Annotated in this window: 13 protein-coding genes; 9 read left to right on the top strand and 4 right to left on the bottom strand. The window is 75.2% G+C overall.

The genetic code is table 11. The annotated features are described in order from the left end of the window. The first annotated feature begins 36 nt into the window (after window positions 1–36). The 3 genes from DSM112329_RS26800 (at window position 37) to DSM112329_RS26790 (ending at window position 2,760) form a co-directional block, all read left to right on the top strand. Entirely contained in the window at window positions 37–1,362 is a 1,326-nt protein-coding gene (locus DSM112329_RS26800; RefSeq protein ID WP_354699638.1) for a carboxylesterase family protein, read from the top strand. 72 nt (window positions 1,363–1,434) lie between these two features. Beyond that, the gene (locus tag DSM112329_RS26795) at window positions 1,435–1,899 is read left to right on the top strand and encodes a DUF3592 domain-containing protein (protein ID WP_354699637.1); all 465 of its coding nucleotides are present in this window, start codon (window positions 1,435–1,437) and stop codon (window positions 1,897–1,899) included. Between the two features lie 42 nt (window positions 1,900–1,941). Continuing rightward, window positions 1,942–2,760 (top strand): thioesterase family protein, encoded by an 819-nt coding sequence (locus DSM112329_RS26790; protein WP_354699636.1) that lies wholly within the window; start codon window positions 1,942–1,944, stop codon window positions 2,758–2,760. A 53-nt stretch (window positions 2,761–2,813) separates the two neighbouring features. Here DSM112329_RS26790 and DSM112329_RS26785 read toward each other — a convergent pair whose 3' ends face one another. Both DSM112329_RS26785 and DSM112329_RS26780 read right to left on the bottom strand, forming a co-directional pair. Beyond that, window positions 2,814–4,238 carry an NAD(P)/FAD-dependent oxidoreductase gene (locus DSM112329_RS26785; RefSeq protein ID WP_354699635.1) on the bottom strand — a complete coding sequence of 475 codons (1,425 nt, stop codon included), beginning with the start codon at window positions 4,236–4,238 and terminating at the stop codon, window positions 2,814–2,816. Between the two features lie 42 nt (window positions 4,239–4,280). Then, the gene (locus DSM112329_RS26780) at window positions 4,281–4,910 is read right to left on the bottom strand and encodes a helix-turn-helix domain-containing protein (RefSeq protein WP_354699634.1); all 630 of its coding nucleotides are present in this window, start codon (window positions 4,908–4,910) and stop codon (window positions 4,281–4,283) included. A gap of 64 nt (window positions 4,911–4,974) precedes the next feature. Between DSM112329_RS26780 and DSM112329_RS26775 the strand changes: the two genes are divergently transcribed. Genes DSM112329_RS26775 through DSM112329_RS26750 form a run of 6 tightly spaced genes read left to right on the top strand, consistent with a single transcriptional unit; the run spans window position 4,975 to window position 13,430 of the window. Continuing rightward, the gene (locus DSM112329_RS26775) at window positions 4,975–6,318 is read left to right on the top strand and encodes an MlaD family protein (protein ID WP_354699633.1); all 1,344 of its coding nucleotides are present in this window, start codon (window positions 4,975–4,977) and stop codon (window positions 6,316–6,318) included. Beyond that, window positions 6,315–7,844, top strand: coding sequence for an MlaD family protein (locus DSM112329_RS26770; RefSeq protein ID WP_354699632.1), 1,530 nt, complete (start codon window positions 6,315–6,317; stop codon window positions 7,842–7,844). Before DSM112329_RS26775 ends, DSM112329_RS26770 begins: the two co-directional genes overlap by 4 nt. Continuing rightward, on the top strand, window positions 7,841–9,232 hold the full coding sequence (locus tag DSM112329_RS26765) for an MlaD family protein (RefSeq protein ID WP_354699631.1): 1,392 nt from the start codon (window positions 7,841–7,843) through the stop codon (window positions 9,230–9,232). The genes DSM112329_RS26770 and DSM112329_RS26765 overlap by 4 nt, the downstream gene beginning before the upstream one ends. Continuing rightward, on the top strand, window positions 9,229–10,725 hold the full coding sequence (locus DSM112329_RS26760) for an MlaD family protein (RefSeq protein WP_354699630.1): 1,497 nt from the start codon (window positions 9,229–9,231) through the stop codon (window positions 10,723–10,725). The genes DSM112329_RS26765 and DSM112329_RS26760 overlap by 4 nt, the downstream gene beginning before the upstream one ends. Beyond that, window positions 10,722–12,017: a hypothetical protein gene (locus tag DSM112329_RS26755; RefSeq protein WP_354699629.1), complete on the top strand. Its 1,296-nt coding sequence runs from the start codon at window positions 10,722–10,724 to the stop codon at window positions 12,015–12,017. The genes DSM112329_RS26760 and DSM112329_RS26755 overlap by 4 nt, the downstream gene beginning before the upstream one ends. A gap of 3 nt (window positions 12,018–12,020) precedes the next feature. Then, the gene (locus DSM112329_RS26750) at window positions 12,021–13,430 is read left to right on the top strand and encodes an MlaD family protein (protein ID WP_354699628.1); all 1,410 of its coding nucleotides are present in this window, start codon (window positions 12,021–12,023) and stop codon (window positions 13,428–13,430) included. A 165-nt stretch (window positions 13,431–13,595) separates the two neighbouring features. Here DSM112329_RS26750 and DSM112329_RS26745 read toward each other — a convergent pair whose 3' ends face one another. Continuing rightward, window positions 13,596–13,955 (bottom strand): hypothetical protein, encoded by a 360-nt coding sequence (locus DSM112329_RS26745; protein ID WP_354699627.1) that lies wholly within the window; start codon window positions 13,953–13,955, stop codon window positions 13,596–13,598. A 16-nt stretch (window positions 13,956–13,971) separates the two neighbouring features. Next, window positions 13,972–15,693 carry an ATP-binding protein gene (locus DSM112329_RS26740; RefSeq protein WP_354699626.1) on the bottom strand — a complete coding sequence of 574 codons (1,722 nt, stop codon included), beginning with the start codon at window positions 15,691–15,693 and terminating at the stop codon, window positions 13,972–13,974. Between the last annotated feature and the right edge of the window lie 191 nt (window positions 15,694–15,884).

The following is a 15,884-nucleotide window of genomic DNA, read 5'->3' as shown; positions in this document are numbered from 1 at the left end:
GGAGCGACCCTACGGAAGCCGCGTTAGGCTCGCGCCATGAGTGCGCCGGAGGTCCAGATCCCCGCGGGGACGCTGCGCGGCCGGGGGCTGCCGGACGGCTGCGCGGCGTTCCTCGGCGTCCCGTACGCGGCGCCGCCCGTCGGCGCCCTGCGGTACGCGGAACCGCAGGAGGCCGCTGCCTGGGACGGCACGCGGGACGCGACGGCGTTCGGCCCGCCCGCGCCGCAGCCCGAGCGCACGCTGGCGGGGCTCGACACGCGCTCGTTCATGGGCCCGCGCTGGACCGGCGAGGATCCCCAGCTGACGCTCAACGTGTGGACCCCGGCAGCGGACGGCCCGCACCCGGTCATGGTCTGGATGCACGGCGGTGCGTTCGTGGCCGGCAGCCCGGCGGCGCCGTGCTACGACGGGGCCGCGTTCGCCCGCGACGGCATCGTGCTCGTGACGGTCACCTACCGCCTCGGGGCCGAGGGCTTCCTCGCGCTCGACGGCGGGGTGACGAACGCCGGGATCCGCGACCAGCTCGCGGCGCTGCAGTGGGTGCAGCGGGAGATCGCCGCGTTCGGCGGGGACACCGGCAACGTGACGGCGTTCGGCCAGTCCGCGGGCGCGATGACGCTCGGCGCGCTGCTCGCGTCCCCGGTGAGCCGCGGCCTCGTCCACCGCGCGGCGCTGCAGAGCGGCGGGCAGAACGTGATCCTGAGCGCCGAGCAGGGTGCGCGGGTGGCCGCGGCCGTCGCCGGCCACCTGGGGGTCGAGCCGACGGCCGACGCCTTCCGTGCCGTGCCGATCGCGGACGTGATCGCCGCCCAGGCCAAGGTCCTCCCGGGCACCGTCGACCTGCAGACGGACAGCGACGCCGACCCGGCCTTCGGCATGCTCCAGCTGCTCCCCGTCCGCGACGGCGACGTCGTCCCGCACGACCCGCTCGCCGCCGTCTCGGGCCGCGCCGGCAGCGATGTCCCGCTCCTGATCGGCGACACCACCGAGGAGGGAAACCTGTACGTCGCGGGCAGCCCGGACGTCGACCTGGCGCACGCCGTCCCGCTGACGCGCAGCCTCTTCCGCGACCCCATCGCGGCCCTCGCGGACGCTCATCGGGCCTCGGGCGCGCCGACCTTCGTGTACGAGTTCGCCTGGCCGTCGGGGGCGCTCGGCGGGCGCCTCGGGGCCGCGCACGCGGTCGAGCTGCCGTTCGTCTTCGACACGCTCGACGCACCTGGGCTGCGCGGCGATGCGGCACTCCTGGGGGACGCGGGCGGGCCGCCGGAGCTCGCCGCCCGGATGCACGGAGCGTGGGTGGCGTTCGCCCGCGGCGGCGATCCGGGTTGGCCGGCCGACGCCGCCGAGGTCTTCGCCTGAGCTGCCCCTCGTTCGGCCTCGACCGGTGCGCGGGCGTAGGGATGGCCGCCCCGGGGAAGGGTCACGGGCACCATGGGCATCGAGGACCAGTTCGGCCGGATCCTGCTGGGCTGCGGCGGCGTGATGCTCGCCGCCGCGGTCGTGATCCTGTTCGTGGCGAGCCGGATCCGCCGGTCGCGCAGGGGCTTCGAGGCCATCGCCGCCCGGGGACGCGGGCGCATCACCGACGTCAAGTGGGAGGCGCGCTACCGGCACGGGCCGGAAGTCTCGATGCGCGCCCGGGTGCGGCTGGCGTACACGCTCGCGGACGGGCGGCCGGCCGACGCCTGGAGCTTCGAGTCCTCGTCGCCGGCGGCCGGCAAGGTGGGGGCCGAGGTCGACGTCCTCTACGACCCGGCCGCGCCCGACCGTGTCCGGGTCGCGGTCGACCGGAAGGCGCTGCGGCTCGTGTCGGGGTTCATCGTGGTGTTCGCGGCGGGGTTCGCGCTGTTCGGGACCGCCCTCGCGGTCGCGGGCGTCCTGCTCCTCAACGCCTGACAGCCGAGCGCCCCCCGGGCGAAAGCTGATGGACTGGCGGCCGTGGATCCCTCCTTCGACGACGACACCGCGCTCGAGCCGATCGGCCCCGGGCGCTGGCGCGGCATCATCTCCCGCCGCTGGTACGCCGCCATCGGCGTCAACGGCGGGCTGATCGCCGCCCACGCGACGCGCGCGATGATGCTCGCCGCCGGGGCCGACCGCGCGCCGCGATCGCTGACGCTGCACTACCTGAAGGCGCCGACCGAGGGGCCGATCGACTACGAGCTGACGGTCGAGCGCGCCGGCCGCTCGGTGACGTTCGTGTCCCTGCGCGGCCGCCGCGGCGACGACGTCCTCATCACCGGCGTCGGCGTGCTGGCCGTGGACGCGGACGGGCCCGGAGCGCTGGTGCAGCCGGCCACCGGCTTCCCGCAGGCCCCGCCGCCGGCGGGGCTCACCCGCGTCCGCCCGGGCGGCTCGACGTCGGCCCTGCTGGACAACTACGACCTGCGGCACGCGTTCGGCGCGGAGCCCGTGACCGGCGCGGAGGAATCGCTCGTCGGCGGCTGGATCCGCACGATCGCCCCGCGCCCCCTGGACGCGATCGCCCTCGCGGCCTACTCGGACGCCTGGTGGCCGGCGGTCTTCCCGCGCCTGGACGGGCCGGCGCTGATGCCGACGCTCGACCTCACGATCCACTGGCGCGCCCCGGTGCCGGACGGCGAGCACCCATGGGTCCTCTGCCGCCTGGACACCCGTGAGGCCGGCGGCGGGATCTTCGACGAGCAGGGCGAGCTGTGGTCGGCGGACGGGCGGCTGCTGCTCCAGTCCCGGCAGCTGGCACTGCTGCGCCCGATGCCGGGGGCGCGGCCGGCCTGACCGGCCGACGCCGACGCCCGCTTGCCGCACGCCGGGGCGTCGCCCGGCGGACGTCAGACCCCGACCGCCGGCTCGGCCTCCGGTCGGTCGGCGGGCGCCACGGACGGCGCGGGGACGACGAACGGCTGCCGGGCGGACGCGGCACGCCGGCGGGCGAACCGCCGCTCCTCGGCGATCCGGGCGAGCTCGCGCCGCACGTCACGGCGCAGCGTCGACCACAGCTGCTGCCGCGGCACCGCGGGGTCGCGCGCCGCCTGCGCGACCCAGCGCACCACGCGCGCCGGCGAGAAGACCTGCGCGGGAGCCTGCCGCCGCGAGAAGACGTCCAGCACGTCGCTCGGGCCGCCCGGCCGCGACGCGAACCACCGGTAGGCCGCGTTCTCGATCGGGGAGATGTCGTCCGCCAGGCCCAGCCCGTTCGCCCACTGGTACATCGCCAGGCACTGCGCGTCACGGTCGGCCTCCCACTCCTGCAGCGCGAGATCGAGCGACGCCGCGTCGTCGAGCGCGGGTGCCGCGGCCTCGCCGAGGAGCCGCCCGAAGCGCAGCGCGTCGCGGATGCCCTGCGCGGTGACCGGATCCTTGAAGTGGCCCGCGTCCCCGGTCAGGGCCCAGCCGGGCCCGTGCGAGTGCCGGAAGTACGCCGGGTGGGTGTAGGAGGCGCGGATCTTGGACGCCCGCGTGCAGCGCTCCAGGCGCGCGGCCAGCGGCGCGACCCCGGCGACGGTCTTCTCGTACGCGGCCTCGGCGTCGTCGCGGAACTCGTCGGCTCGGGTCGCGGGCGGCATGAGCAGGACCAGCGACTGCCCGCCGTCGCAGGGGAAGACGGTGACGAGCTCGTCGTCCTGGCGCCACTGCATCGCGACGTGACGGTCCGCCTCGCGCGGGTCGTCGTAGTAGGCGAACGCCATCATGCGGCGGTTCTCCCACTCGTGGTGGCTGCGGGTGCCGACGAGCCGCGCGATCGTCGAACCCCGCCCGTCCGCACCGACGACGAGCTTCGCGCGGATCTCCCCCTCGACGCCGTCGCGGGTCCTGTAGCGCACACCGACGACGCGGCCCGCGTCGTCGCGGACGAGGTCCCGGACGCGGGTGCGCTCGCGGACCTCGGCGCCGGCGTCACGAGCGGTGTCGACGAGCGCCTGGTCCAGACCGGGGCGGCGGACGCACGACCCGGCGGCGAAGCCCTCGTAGGCGCGGAACGGGCCCACGACCTCCACCGCGCTCGTGCCGAGCCCGGCGTGCGTGTGCAGCGGCGGGTCGAGCGCCATGACGCGATCACGGGCCCCGAGCCGCTCGAGCTCGGCCCAGTGGTTCGGGAAGAACAGGTGGGTCGAGAGCGTGTCGGACGGGAACGACGCGCCGTCGAGCGCGATCACCTTCCGGCCCCGCCGGGTCAGGGCGATCGCGGTCGCGCTCCCGGCGCAGCGGGCGCCCACCACGACGACGTCCGTGTGCTCGATCCCCTGCTTGCTCATGCGCCGACTATCCCACGTCGTCGCACCGGCGTCCCCGGGCCGTCAGGCCGGCGACAGGACCGCGAGCAGGTGCTCCCGGACGATCCGCCAGCGCCGCGCCCGGCGGGCCGCCGTCGTCGGGTTCGTCGTGTCGAGCATCGCCACGCCGCGGACGGCGGCGAGCACGAACAGCATCAGCTCGTCGAACTCGTCCTGGGTGCCGTGGGCGCGGAACAGGCGCCGGCACAGGCGCGCCGACTGCACGTTGAGCTGGCGCTCCAGCGGCTTCAGGCGCAGGAGCAGGTCCGGGTCCGTCCGCGCGGCCATGATCACCTCCATCCCGGTCACGAACAGGCGACCGGTGTAGAGGTCCCACAACGTGTCCAGGCCGCGGCCCGGGTCCGGCTGCTCGTCGTCCGGGAACGACCCCAGGTGCAGCTCGATCAGCTGCGCCGCCAGTTGCTCGACCGCGGCCGAGAGGAGCCCGTCGCGGGTGCCGAAGTGGTGCAGGTGCGCGCCCCGCGACAGGCCGGCGCGCTCGCACACGCGGCTCGTCGTCGCGCGGGCGTAGCCCTCGGTGGCGAGCACGTCGAGCGCGGCGTCGAGCAGGGCGCTGCGGGTGGTGTCGCTCCGCTCCTGCTGGCTGCGGCGTGGCGCAGCGGCGCGCGCGGGGGCTGGTGCTGACGGTGCCACGTTGCGGACGCTACCGAACATATTTGCGTCTGTGAACGAAAGTTCGTTAGGTTCCGGGCGGGAGATGGCGAGCGAGGGGACTGCATCCGGGAGTGAGCCACGGCGCGCCGACCCGCGGGCGCTCGCCGCCGGAGCGCTCGCCCTGGCCGTCGTCGTCCTGCTCGTCCTGCTGACCCGCGGCGAGGACCCCTACCGGCTGCACCTGCGCCTGACGAACGCGAGCCAGCTCGTCAAGGGCAACCTCGTCGAGGTCGGCGGCCTGCAGGTGGGCACTGTCACGGCGATCGAGCTGGCCGACGACAACGAGGCGGACGTCACCCTCGAGATCGACGACGAGGACTTCGCACCGCTGCACACGGGGACCCGGGCGATCGTCCGGTCCGCGTCGGTGTCCGGGGTCGCCAACCGGTACGTCGCGCTCGAGCCCGGCCCGAACAACGCCGAGCCGATGGCCTCGGGCGACACGATCCCGTCGTCGGCGTCGACCTCGTCGACCGACCTGGACGCCGTCCTGTCGACCCTCGACGCCGACACCCGCCAGCGGCTTCAGGCCACGATCCAGGGCAGCGACTCGGCGCTCCAGCAGGGCGGCGCGAAGGGGATGAACGCCTCGCTGCGCTACCTGGACCCGGCGCTGAGCCAGATCCAGGGGACGCTGGGCGAGCTGATCGCCGACCGCGGCGCGCTGCAGCAGTTCATCGTCGCCTCCTCCGGGGTGGTGTCCGCGGTGGCCGCGCGGCGGGACGACCTGGCGGGCGGGCTCTCGTCCGCCGCCACGACCGCGGGCGCGCTGGCCGCCGACCGGCGCGCGCTGGCCGACGTCCTCGCCCGCGCGCCGACCGCGCTCGGCGGCGCCGGCCGCACGCTGGACCGGCTGGCCGGGACGCTCGACGAGCTGAAGCCGACGGTCGACCTGGCGGCTCCGGTCGCCCCGCGGCTGAGCCGCACCCTGACCGCCGCCGCGCCGGCGCTGCGGCAGACCGCCGACGTCCTGCCCGCGGTCCGGGCGCTGCTGCCGACCCTGCGCGGCGCGCTCGCCGGACTGCCCGCGCTGCGATCGACGGCGGTGCCGGCGATCGGGGCGGCCACCGACGCGCTGAAGGCGACGGCGCCGATCGTCAGCGCCGCCCGCGCGGCCTTCCCGGACATCGCGCTCGGGGCGACCAACGGCTTCGGCGGCACCTCGGGCGGGTCCTACGACGCGAACGGCGAGTACGCGCGGATCGCCTTCGTCTCCACGTCCACGCCGGTCGTCGGGATCCTCGGCAACCTCGTGCCCTCCTTCCCGGGGTCCCCGGTCAAGTTCGGCAACGTCGCCCGCTGCCCCGGCGGGGCGGGCGTCGCGGCCGCCGACGGGTCGAACGTGTTCGACCCGGGCTACGCCTGCGAACCGGGGAACCGGCCATGACCGCCCGTCGCCACACGCGCCTGCGCGGGCTCGGCGCGGCGCTCGCCGTCGCTGCGGCGGCTGCTGTCGCGGGCTGCGGATCCGGGTCCGGCTCGGGCGCCGACTACCGCGTCGCGGCGATCTTCGACAACGCCTCGTTCGTCACCCCCGGCGTCGACGTCCGGATCGCCGGGGCGAAGGTCGGCAAGGTCACCGACCTCGCGGTCACGCGCGACCACAAGGCCCGCGTCGAGCTCACGATCGACGGCGAGTTCGGCCCGTTCCACACCGACGCGGACTGCACGATCGCGCCGCAGTCGCTGATCAGCGAGCGGTTCATCAACTGCACGCCGGGGACCGCCGACGCCCCCGTCGTCCCCGAGCGCGAGGGCACGCCGACGCTCGGCCTGGACGGGACGCACGCCCCGGTCGACATCGACCAGGTCCTGAACACCTTCCAGCTCCCCGTCCGCCAGCGGCTGACGCTGCTGCTCGACGGGCTCGGCGTGGGCCTGACGTCGCGCGGCGACGATCTGAACCAGGCCATCCGCCGCGCTGCCCCGGCGCTGCAGGCCACGCACGAGACGCTGTCGATCCTCGAGCGCGACCGCGCGCAGCTGCGGTCGCTCGTGCAGGGCAGCGACACCGTCCTGCGCAGCCTGGCCGCCGGCCGCGGCCGCGTCGCGGAGTTCGTCCGCCAGGCGGGCGTGGTCGCCGAGACCAGCGGGGCGCGCAAGGAGCGCCTGGCGGCAGCGGTCCGCGACCTGCCGGCCCTGCTGGCCCAGGCGCAGCCGTCGCTCGCCAAGCTGACGGACTTCGCGACCATCGGGACCCCGTTCGTGCGCGACCTGCAGCGGTCGGCCCCCGGGCTGCAGCAGCTGGTCACGCAGCTGCGGCCGTTCGCAGACCGCGCGACGCCGACCCTCACGCGGCTGGGCGAGACCGCGCGCGCGACCACGAAGGCCCTGCCGGACATCGCGCCCCAGACCCGCCGCCTGCGTCGCTTCGCGACCAACGCGGCCCCCGCGGGCAAGCTGACCGCCGAGCTGTTCGCGAGCTTCCGCGAGCGCGGCACGTTCGAGGCGCTGCAGGGCTTCCTGTACTACGCCCACAGTGCGATCGCCCGCTTCGACAAGAACTCGCACTACCTGCCGGCGTACCTGCTCCCCGGGCCGTGCCTGCTCTACGCGACGACCCCCACGCCGGGCTGCGACGCGCACTTCGAAGCGTCCCGCGGCACGATCCAGGCGGCGGCCCGGCGGCAGCGCGAGCGGGCAGCAACGGCCACGTCGAAGGCCGAGCGCACGCAGCGGCCGGTGCCGGCCGCGCAGCCCAGCCGCCCGGCCTCGCCGGCGCCGTCGTCCGGCCCCGCCGCGGCCCCGGGCCCGTCCCGCCCGTCCCGCCCGCCCGTCGTGGACGCGCTGCCGAAGGTCGTGCAGGACCTGCTGGGCCGGCTCGGCGGCCGCGACTCCGCGCCGGCCGCACCGGCCGCTCCGTCCGCCGCACCCAAGACCGTCCGCGACCTCCTGGGATACCTGCTCGGATGAACCGCCGCCCGGGCCGCTCCGTCTACTCCTCGCCCGTCCTCGTCGGGGCGATCGCCGTGCTGGTCGTGACCGTCGCGGTCTTCCTGGCCTACAACGCCAACAAGGGCCTGCCGTTCGTCCCGACCTACTCGTTCAAGGCCACGGTCCCCGACGCGCTGCAGCTGCTCCCGGGCAACGACGTTCGCGTCTCCGGCACCCGGGTCGGCCAGGTGACGGAGGTCGAGGCTGAGGTGCGGGGCGGGCGCCCGGTCGCGGTCGTCTCGATGCAGGTGGAGGCGTCGCTGAAGCCGCTCCCGCGCGACACCCGGGTCCTGATCCGCCAGCGGTCGAACGTCGGCCTGAAGTACCTCGAGCTGCAACCCGGCAAGAGCCGCACGACGCTGCCGGACGGCGGCGTGCTGCCGCTCAGCGCGGCCCGTGAGGCGATCGACCTCGCGGACGTCATCAACACCTTTGACCCCCGCACGCGCAAGGCGCTGCGCGGGACCGTGTCCGACCTCGGCGCCGGCCTCGCCGGCCGGGGCGAGAGCCTGAACCGGGCGCTCGAGCCGCTGCCCGGCACGCTCGCCGACCTGGACGTCGTCGCCCGGACGCTGTCGTCCCGCGCCGCCGGCCTGGACGGTTTCGTCCGCGGCATCGACTCGGCGGTCACCGCGATCGCGCCGCGCGCCGACGACCTGCGCCGCGTGTTCGACTCGGGCGCCACGACGTTCGGTGCGCTCGCCGCCGAGCGCGAGGCCCTCGGCGACACGATCGAGAAGGCGTCCGGGGCCCAGCGGGTCGCCACCCGCGGCTTCCGCGACCTGAACCCCGTGCTGAGCGGCGCGACCGCCCTGGTGCGGGACGCCACCCCCGGGGTGCGGCAGCTGCCGGTGGCCGCACCGATCATCGCCGGGGCGCTGCGGGTGTCCGGTCCCGCCGTCGAACGGGCCCGCGCGATCCTGCCGCCCGTCGACGAGCTCGTCGCGCGGCTGCGGACGCTCGCGCGGTCTAAGGACACCACCGGCGCCCTGCAGCGCCTGGACGACTCCGTGCAGCGGATCACGCCGCTGCTGACGTTCGTCAACCCGTTCCAGACCAAGTGCAACGCGCTCGCGGTCTGGGGGCGCAACGTCGCCTCGCTCGCCAGCGAGGGCACGCAGCAGGGGACGTGGTTCCGCTTCCTGAACCCGAGCGACCCGTCGCAGCTGCTGCCCCGCGCGACGCCGTCCGCCGACCTGCACCAGCTCACCACCCCGGACGTCGGCCAGGGCGGCGAGTGCGAGTCGGGCAACACCCCCTACACGCCCGGCCAGCGCATCGGGGAGGCCCCCGGCGTGCAGCCCGGCGCGACCGACATCACGTCCCCGGGGACCATCGCCGAGATGGTCGCGAGGGAGAAGCGATGAGGCGCCGCACCGACCGCGTCTCGAACCTCGCCGCGGGCTCGATCGTCGTCGTCCTCGCGATCGTCGCCACCTACTTCGCCTTCACGAAGACGAACCCGTTCGCGAACCCCTACAAGCTGCACGCGGTCTTCGACTCGGCGCTGAGCAACGGCATCCGGCCGAACGCCCCGGTCCGCATCGCCGGCGTCCAGGTCGGCAAGGTCAAGGAGGTCGGACGCGGCCCCGGCACCACCGTCCGGGTGACGATGGAGATCCAGGACAAGGGCCTGCCGATCCACGCCGACGCAAGCATCAAGGCGCGCCCGCGGCTGTTCCTCGAGGGCAACTACTTCCTCGAGCTGCGCCCCGGGACGCCGGCGGCGCCCGAGGTGGACGACGGCGGGACCGTCCCGCTGGGCCGGACCGCGATCCCCGTCCAGTTCGACCAGGTCCTCGACACCTACCGGGCCGACACCCGCACGTCGCTGCAGCGGTTCCTCGGCGGCCTGTCGACGGCGCTCAAGGACGGCGGCGACCGCGCGCTGCGGGCCAACCTCCGGCGCGCCCCCGGCGCGTTCCGCGAGGGTGCGGTCGCGCTCGAGGCGGCGCGCGGCACCCAGGACGGGGACCTCGCCGGCGTCATCCGCGAGCAGGCCCGGCTGAACACCACCCTCGACGCGCACCGGATCCAGCTGCAGGGGCTGCTCACCGGCTTCCGCGGGACGATGGACGCGCTCGCCTCACAGCAGGGGGCGCTCTCGGCGACGGTGCCCGCCCTCCGCGGCCTGCTGGAGCGCACGCCCGCAGCGGTCACTGCCCTCGACCGGACGCTGCCGCCGCTCCGGGAGCTCGCGGTCGCGCTGCGTCCGGGCCTGAAGGCCGCCCCGCCGGTGCTGGACCGCGCCCCCGCGTTCCTGACCGCCCTCGGGGACCTGACGCGCCCCGGCCGGCTCCCCGCGCTCGTGGCCGAGCTGCGCCCGACCGCCCGCACGCTCAGCACGCTCGAGCGCACGCTGCCGCCGCTGCTGAACGTCGTGCGGCCGGTGTCGCAGTGCCTCACCACCCGGGTCGTCCCGATCCTCAACGCCACCGTCCCGGACGGCGCGCTCACGGCGAAGGGCCGCACCGTCTGGCAGGAGCTCTTCAGCCTCGGGACCGGTCTGCTCAGCTCGCAGCAAAACTTCGGCGGCGACGGTTACGCGACGCGCTACAGCTTCGGTCTCGGGACCGACGGCGTCGCGACGCGGCTGCCCGGGCCGAGCAACCTCGTGCAGATCGGCAGCGAGGAGACGCTCGGCTCGCGGCCCGCGTTCCGCAACAACCAGTCCCCCTTCATGCCCGACGCGCCGTGCCTCGACCAGCCGCTGACGTCGCTCGAGGCGGAGACGGCCCCGCCCGCCGGCACGATCACCCCGGTCTCGGTCCGCCGGACGGCGCCGCTGACCCCGTCCCAGCTGCGCGCCCAGACCGCCCGCACCAACCGCAAGCTGCGCCAGAAGGCCGGACGTCCGTGAGCCGGCGCGTCAAGGAGCAGCTGAAGCCGATGATCGCGATCGTCGGCCTGGCGATCATCGCGGCGGTCGTCGGCGGGTACATCCTCGTGAACCAGCGTGTCCGCGGGCCGTTCGCGGACGACTACACCGTCCGCGTCCAGATGCCGACCGGGCAGGCCCTGACCCCGGGCCAGGGCCAGACCGCGACAGTCGCCGGCGTGAAGGTCGGCGAGATCTCCCGGGTGGAGCTCCGCGACGGCGTCGCGCTCGTCAGCCTCAAGATCGACCCGGGGGAGCTGCCGCGCCGCGATCTGCGCGCCGACGCCCGCCTGATCCTGCGCCCGCGCACGCCGCTGCTGGACATGACGGTCGACATCGACCCGGGTTCGCCGTCGAAGCCGGTGCTGGCCGACGGGGTCGTCCTCGACACGTCGCGCACGACCGCGAACGTCAACCTCGACGAGATCACGGCGTCGCTCGACACCGACACCCGCCGCTGGATGCAGACCATGCTGCAGGCCGGCGGGCGCGGGCTGGGCGATCGCGGCGTCGCGCTGCGCGAGGCGCTGCAGGCCGGGGCGCCGACGCTCGACAGCGCCCGCCGCGTGAGTGCCGCCGTCGCCTCGCGGCGACGGGAGCTCGGCCGCGCGATCCACAACCTGAAGCTGCTCAGCGGCGCGCTCGCCGAGCAGGACGAGTCGGTCGCCCAGCTCGTCGACGGCGGCGACCGCACGTTCGCCGCGCTCGCCGGCGAGTCGGCGGCGCTGCGCACCTCGGTCGCCCGGCTCCCGGGCACGCTGAACACCGCCCGGACCGCGCTGACCGCGCTGACCCCCTTCGCGAACGCCGCCGCACCGGCGTTGCGGTCGCTCGTCCCGACCGCCAAGGCGCTGCCCGACGCGCTGCGCGGCGTCGAGCCGCTGCTGGTCAAGGGCACCCCGGCGCTGCGGGACACCACCACGCTGACCCGCAGCGCCGTCCCTGTGCTGCAGCAGCTCGAGCCCGCGCTGCGGTCGCTGTCCGCCCAGACCGGGGACCTGAAGACCGTCTTCGACGTCCTCGAGCGGCTGACCAACGAGCTCGCCCACGTCCCCGGCGGCAAGCAGAACTCGTACCTGTTCTCGCTGGCCTGGTTCGCGCACAACGGCAACTCGCTGGTCTCCGGCCAGGACGCCAACGGCGTGTTCTGGCACGGCAGCGTGATCGCGTCCTGCTCGACGGTGACGACGGCGCTGTCCCCGGTCGCGAAGGTCCTCGGGCCGATCGTCGAGCGCGCCGGCGTCTGTCCCCGATCACCCGGAACGGGGGACTGAGCCATGGGCGCCCGCCCCGCCGGCCCCGGCCGCATCTTCATCGCCGTCGGCTTCGCGCTGTCGTGCATCGGCCTGCTGTTCTTCCTGTGGACGTCGTTCGGCGGCACGCTCCCGCTGAACGCCAAGGGCTACCGCGCGACGCTGGTCCTGCCGGACGCGTCGAACGTCGTCAAGGAGACCGACGTGCGGATCTCCGGCGTCGTCATCGGCCGCGTCGTCACGACCGAACGCTCCGGGACGACGACGCGGGCCGTGCTCGAGATCGAGTCGCGGTACGCACCGCTGCGCCGCGACGTGCGCGCCGTCCTGCGGCGCAAGTCGCTGCTCGGCGAGGCGTACCTGGAGCTCAGCCCGGGGAGCCCGACGGCCGCTGCGATTCCCGAGGGCGGCCTCATCCCTGCGCGGCAGGTCCGCGAGGAGGTCGCGGTCGACAAGGTCCTCTCGACGTTCGACCCGCGTACGCGCGCTGCGCTGCGCGGCTGGCTGCAGGGCTGGGAGGCGGGCCTGGACGGGCGTGCCGCGGACCTGTCCGGCGCCGTCGGGCGGCTGCCCGGCGCGGTCCAGACGAGCGGCGACCTGCTCGGCGAGCTGCGGCGCCAGCGGACCGCGGTGAGCACGCTGGTCCGCGACACCGGGGTGACGTTCGGCGCGATCGGCTCCCAGCAGGCGTCGGTCGACCGGCTCATCACGAACTCGCGCGCGCTGCTGGACACGACGGCGTCGTCCGAGCGCGACCTGCGGCGCACCGTCGCCGCGCTCCCGGGCTTCCTCGACGGCCTGCAGTCGGCGGCGGCCGCCACCTCGCGGGTCTCGCGGCCGCTGACCCCCGTCCTCGCGGCCCTGCGTCCGGCGGCGCGTCGCCTGCCGGCGACCTTGACCGCCGCTACGAGCGCCGGCCGCGAGCTGCGGGCGCTCGCCGCGCCGCTCGACGCGGTGACGGGTGTCGCCCCGCGCGGGCTGAACGCGGCCCGCGGAATCCTCGACGCCGCGGGTCCGCTCATCGGCCAGCTGCGCCCGTTCGCCCGCCAGCTGCTGCCGATGGTCCAGTTCGCGCAGGTCTACCGCCAGGAGCTCGTGCAGGCCTGGACGCAGACGGCGGCGGCCACCCAGGCGGTCGCGCCCGACGCGAACGGCCGCAACGTCCACTACCTGAGGGCGCCGGCGGTCTTCCCGGCCGAGGCGCTGATCGGCGCGTCGCGCAAGGCGCCGTACTCGCGGTCGAACGCGTACATGGCGCCGAGCGGGATCGACGAGCTGGCCAAGGGCGGCCTGAAGGCGTTCGACTGCGCGAACGTCGGCAACCCGATCACGACCCCGCCGATCCCCGGGACCTACCCGGACTGCCGCCCCCAAGGCCCCGTCACCGTCGCCGGACGGACCTCGCAGTACCCGCAGCTGCGCCAGGCCCCCTGACCGGCCCCACGATCGGGCGGGATGGCCCGTCAGGCGGCCGGCGCGATCGCGTGGCTCGCGACCAGGCGCCCGTCCGGGTCCCAGGCCCGCCGGCCTGCATCCTCGGATCCCCCGCCGCGCCCCGCATCGGGGAGATGCCGCTCCGTGCCGCCGGTGCGGCCGGCTTCAGCCGCGCTCGGCGGCGAGCGTCGCGACGGCCTCGTCGAGCGTCTCGTAGCGCAGGCCGGTGATCTCGATGCCCCGCACCAGCCACACGACCGGCTCCAGGCGGAGGGTCCCGTAGAGCGCGCGCTGCAGCGCGTGCTGGTCCATCGCGCCGTTGAGGACGACGGGCACCGCGGCGGAGGCGGAAGCGGTCACCGGGACGTCGTCCGGGACGGGGTCGTGCCCGCTGCCCTTGTAGAACTCACCCGAGCCGTGGTTCAGCTCGAGCCTCAGACCCGGCCAGGTGGCGGCGAACGCAGCGACCGCCCCGCCCACCGTCATCCCGGGCTCGACGACGAGGCTCGTCCCTGCGTCAGGCAAGGCCCACGGCCGCCGTTCAGCGACCCGCGGTGGTGGTGGACGCGGCGACGTCCCGCAGCAGCGGCAGGATGCTCGCGTAGTCGAACGGCTTCATCAGCACGTCGTCCATGCCGGCCACCAGGCACTCCTCGCGGCTGTCCTCCAGCACCGAGGCGGTCAGGCCGACGATCCGCGGCTGGTGCCCGCCGGCCTCGCGGATCCGCCGCGTCGCGCTGACGCCGTCGAGGTTCGGCATCTGCACGTCCATGAGCACGAGGTCGTAGTCCTCGCGCTCGGCGGCGCTCACCGCCTCGAGCCCGTCCTTCGCGATGTGCGGCTCGTAGCCCAGGCGGGCGAGCTTGCGCAGCGCGACGTGGCGGATCGTGGGATTGTCCTCGACGACGAGGATCCGCACCGGGTGGTCGCGTGCCATCTCGATGTCGAGGTGCGGCGTAGGGCGGACGGCCGGCGCGGCGGTCCCGTCGACCGCCTCGGAGACGGCCCGCCGCAGCTGGTCGCCGCGGACGGGACGGCGGATGCTGATGGTGTCGGCCGGGAGGTCGGGCTGGGCGGCGCCCGCCGCGACGAGCACGACGGTCGGCAGCGCGGGCTCGTCGTCCGCGCGCAGGCCCCGCCGGGCCTCGTGGATCGCCCGGTGCTCGATCAGCGCGTCGGAGACCACCAGCAGGTTCGTGGGCCCGGCGGCCACGGCGGCCTGGACGCTCTCCGGCGTGGTGGCGAGGCGCACGTCGATCCCCTGGTCGGCCAGCAGTCCCATCACCATGCGCGCGACCCCCGGATGGGGCTCGGCGACGACGGCCGTGCGGCCGCTGTTGACGGGGGCACGGGGCGGCCACTCGGCGACGTCCTCGACCGGCTCGAACGGGAGCAGCATCGTGAAGGTGGAGCCGCGGCCGACCTCGGAGGTCACCTGGATCGACCCGCCCATCAGCTCGACCAGGCGCCGGCAGACGGTCAGCCCGAGGCCGGTGCCGCCGCGGCCCGATACGGCCTGGCTGAACGCGTCGAAGATCAGCTCGAGGTGGTCGGGGGCGATGCCGCAGCCGGTGTCGGTGACGGCGATGATCAGCTCGGCCTGCCCGGCCTGGGGCGTGTGGCACCAGATCCGGACCGCGACCTCGCCGGACGCCGTGAAGCGGACGGCGTTGGAGAGCAGGTTCGTCAGCAGCTGCCGCACCCGCACGGCGTCGGCGAAGATCTGCTGCGGGACGGCGCTGTCGATCAGCGACAGCAGCTCGACCCCGGGGGCGGCGCTCCCGCTGACCAGGCTGAGCGCCTCGTCGACCGTGCGGCGGACGTCGACGGCGTCCCGCGTCATCTCCATCCGCCCGGCCTCGACCTTGGAGAGGTCGAGGATGTCGTTGACGATCGACAGCAGGTGCCCGCCGGACATCTGGATCGTGTCGGCCATCTCGCGCTGGGTGTCGGTCAGCGGCGTCTCGAGCAGCAGCTCGATCATCCCGATCACGGCCGCGAGCGGGGTCCGGATCTCGTGGCTCATCTGCGCGAGGAACGCGGCCTTCGCCGCCGCGGCGGCCTCGGCGCGCTCCTTGGCCACGGCGCGCTCGGTCTGCTCGCGCAGCTCGGCTTCCAGCACCTGCACGCCGCGGGCGGTACGGGCGAGCTCGGCCCCCAGGATCGTCAGCTGCGCCTCGCGGCGGGCGACCTCGCTGCGGAGGGCGATCAGGTCGCCGGGAGGGGCCTGCTCACGCGAGCCGAGGCGATCAGGCAGCCGCATCGCGGGCACCACCGAGCGATGCGCACGCGCCGCCGGCCATCTCGTATCTCCTCGCGGGCCGCATCGTACGGCCCCCGCCTGACTTCCCGGACATGCGTTTCCGTTCGTCGCCCTCGCCTAAAACTATCGTGAAAGTCGCCTTTCGTCCCATTTTTTCGGTGCGCGAAGGCGCCCGGAGCGGTCGACATGCG

Source organism: Paraconexibacter sp. AEG42_29 (assembly GCF_040581415.1).
In the GTDB taxonomy this organism is placed as follows: domain Bacteria; phylum Actinomycetota; class Thermoleophilia; order Solirubrobacterales; family Solirubrobacteraceae; genus Paraconexibacter.
The sequence above is the reverse complement of the archived record's forward strand: the minus strand, read 5'-3'. Positions and strand labels throughout refer to the sequence as shown.

Excerpts from the sequence above, each read along its gene's own strand:
- DSM112329_RS26750 (WP_354699628.1), top strand. The coding sequence starts at position 12,021 with ATGGGCGCCCGCCCCGCCGGCCCCGGCCGCATCTTCATCGCCGTCGGC.
- DSM112329_RS26800 (WP_354699638.1), top strand. The coding sequence starts at position 37 with ATGAGTGCGCCGGAGGTCCAGATCCCCGCGGGGACGCTGCGCGGCCGG.
- DSM112329_RS26770 (WP_354699632.1), top strand. The coding sequence starts at position 6,315 with ATGACCGCCCGTCGCCACACGCGCCTGCGCGGGCTCGGCGCGGCGCTC.
- DSM112329_RS26760 (WP_354699630.1), top strand. The coding sequence starts at position 9,229 with ATGAGGCGCCGCACCGACCGCGTCTCGAACCTCGCCGCGGGCTCGATC.
- DSM112329_RS26785 (WP_354699635.1), bottom strand. The coding sequence starts at position 4,238 with ATGAGCAAGCAGGGGATCGAGCACACGGACGTCGTCGTGGTGGGCGCC.
- DSM112329_RS26765 (WP_354699631.1), top strand. The coding sequence starts at position 7,841 with ATGAACCGCCGCCCGGGCCGCTCCGTCTACTCCTCGCCCGTCCTCGTC.
- DSM112329_RS26740 (WP_354699626.1), bottom strand. The coding sequence starts at position 15,693 with ATGCGGCTGCCTGATCGCCTCGGCTCGCGTGAGCAGGCCCCTCCCGGC.
- DSM112329_RS26775 (WP_354699633.1), top strand. The coding sequence starts at position 4,975 with ATGGCGAGCGAGGGGACTGCATCCGGGAGTGAGCCACGGCGCGCCGAC.
- DSM112329_RS26795 (WP_354699637.1), top strand. The coding sequence starts at position 1,435 with ATGGGCATCGAGGACCAGTTCGGCCGGATCCTGCTGGGCTGCGGCGGC.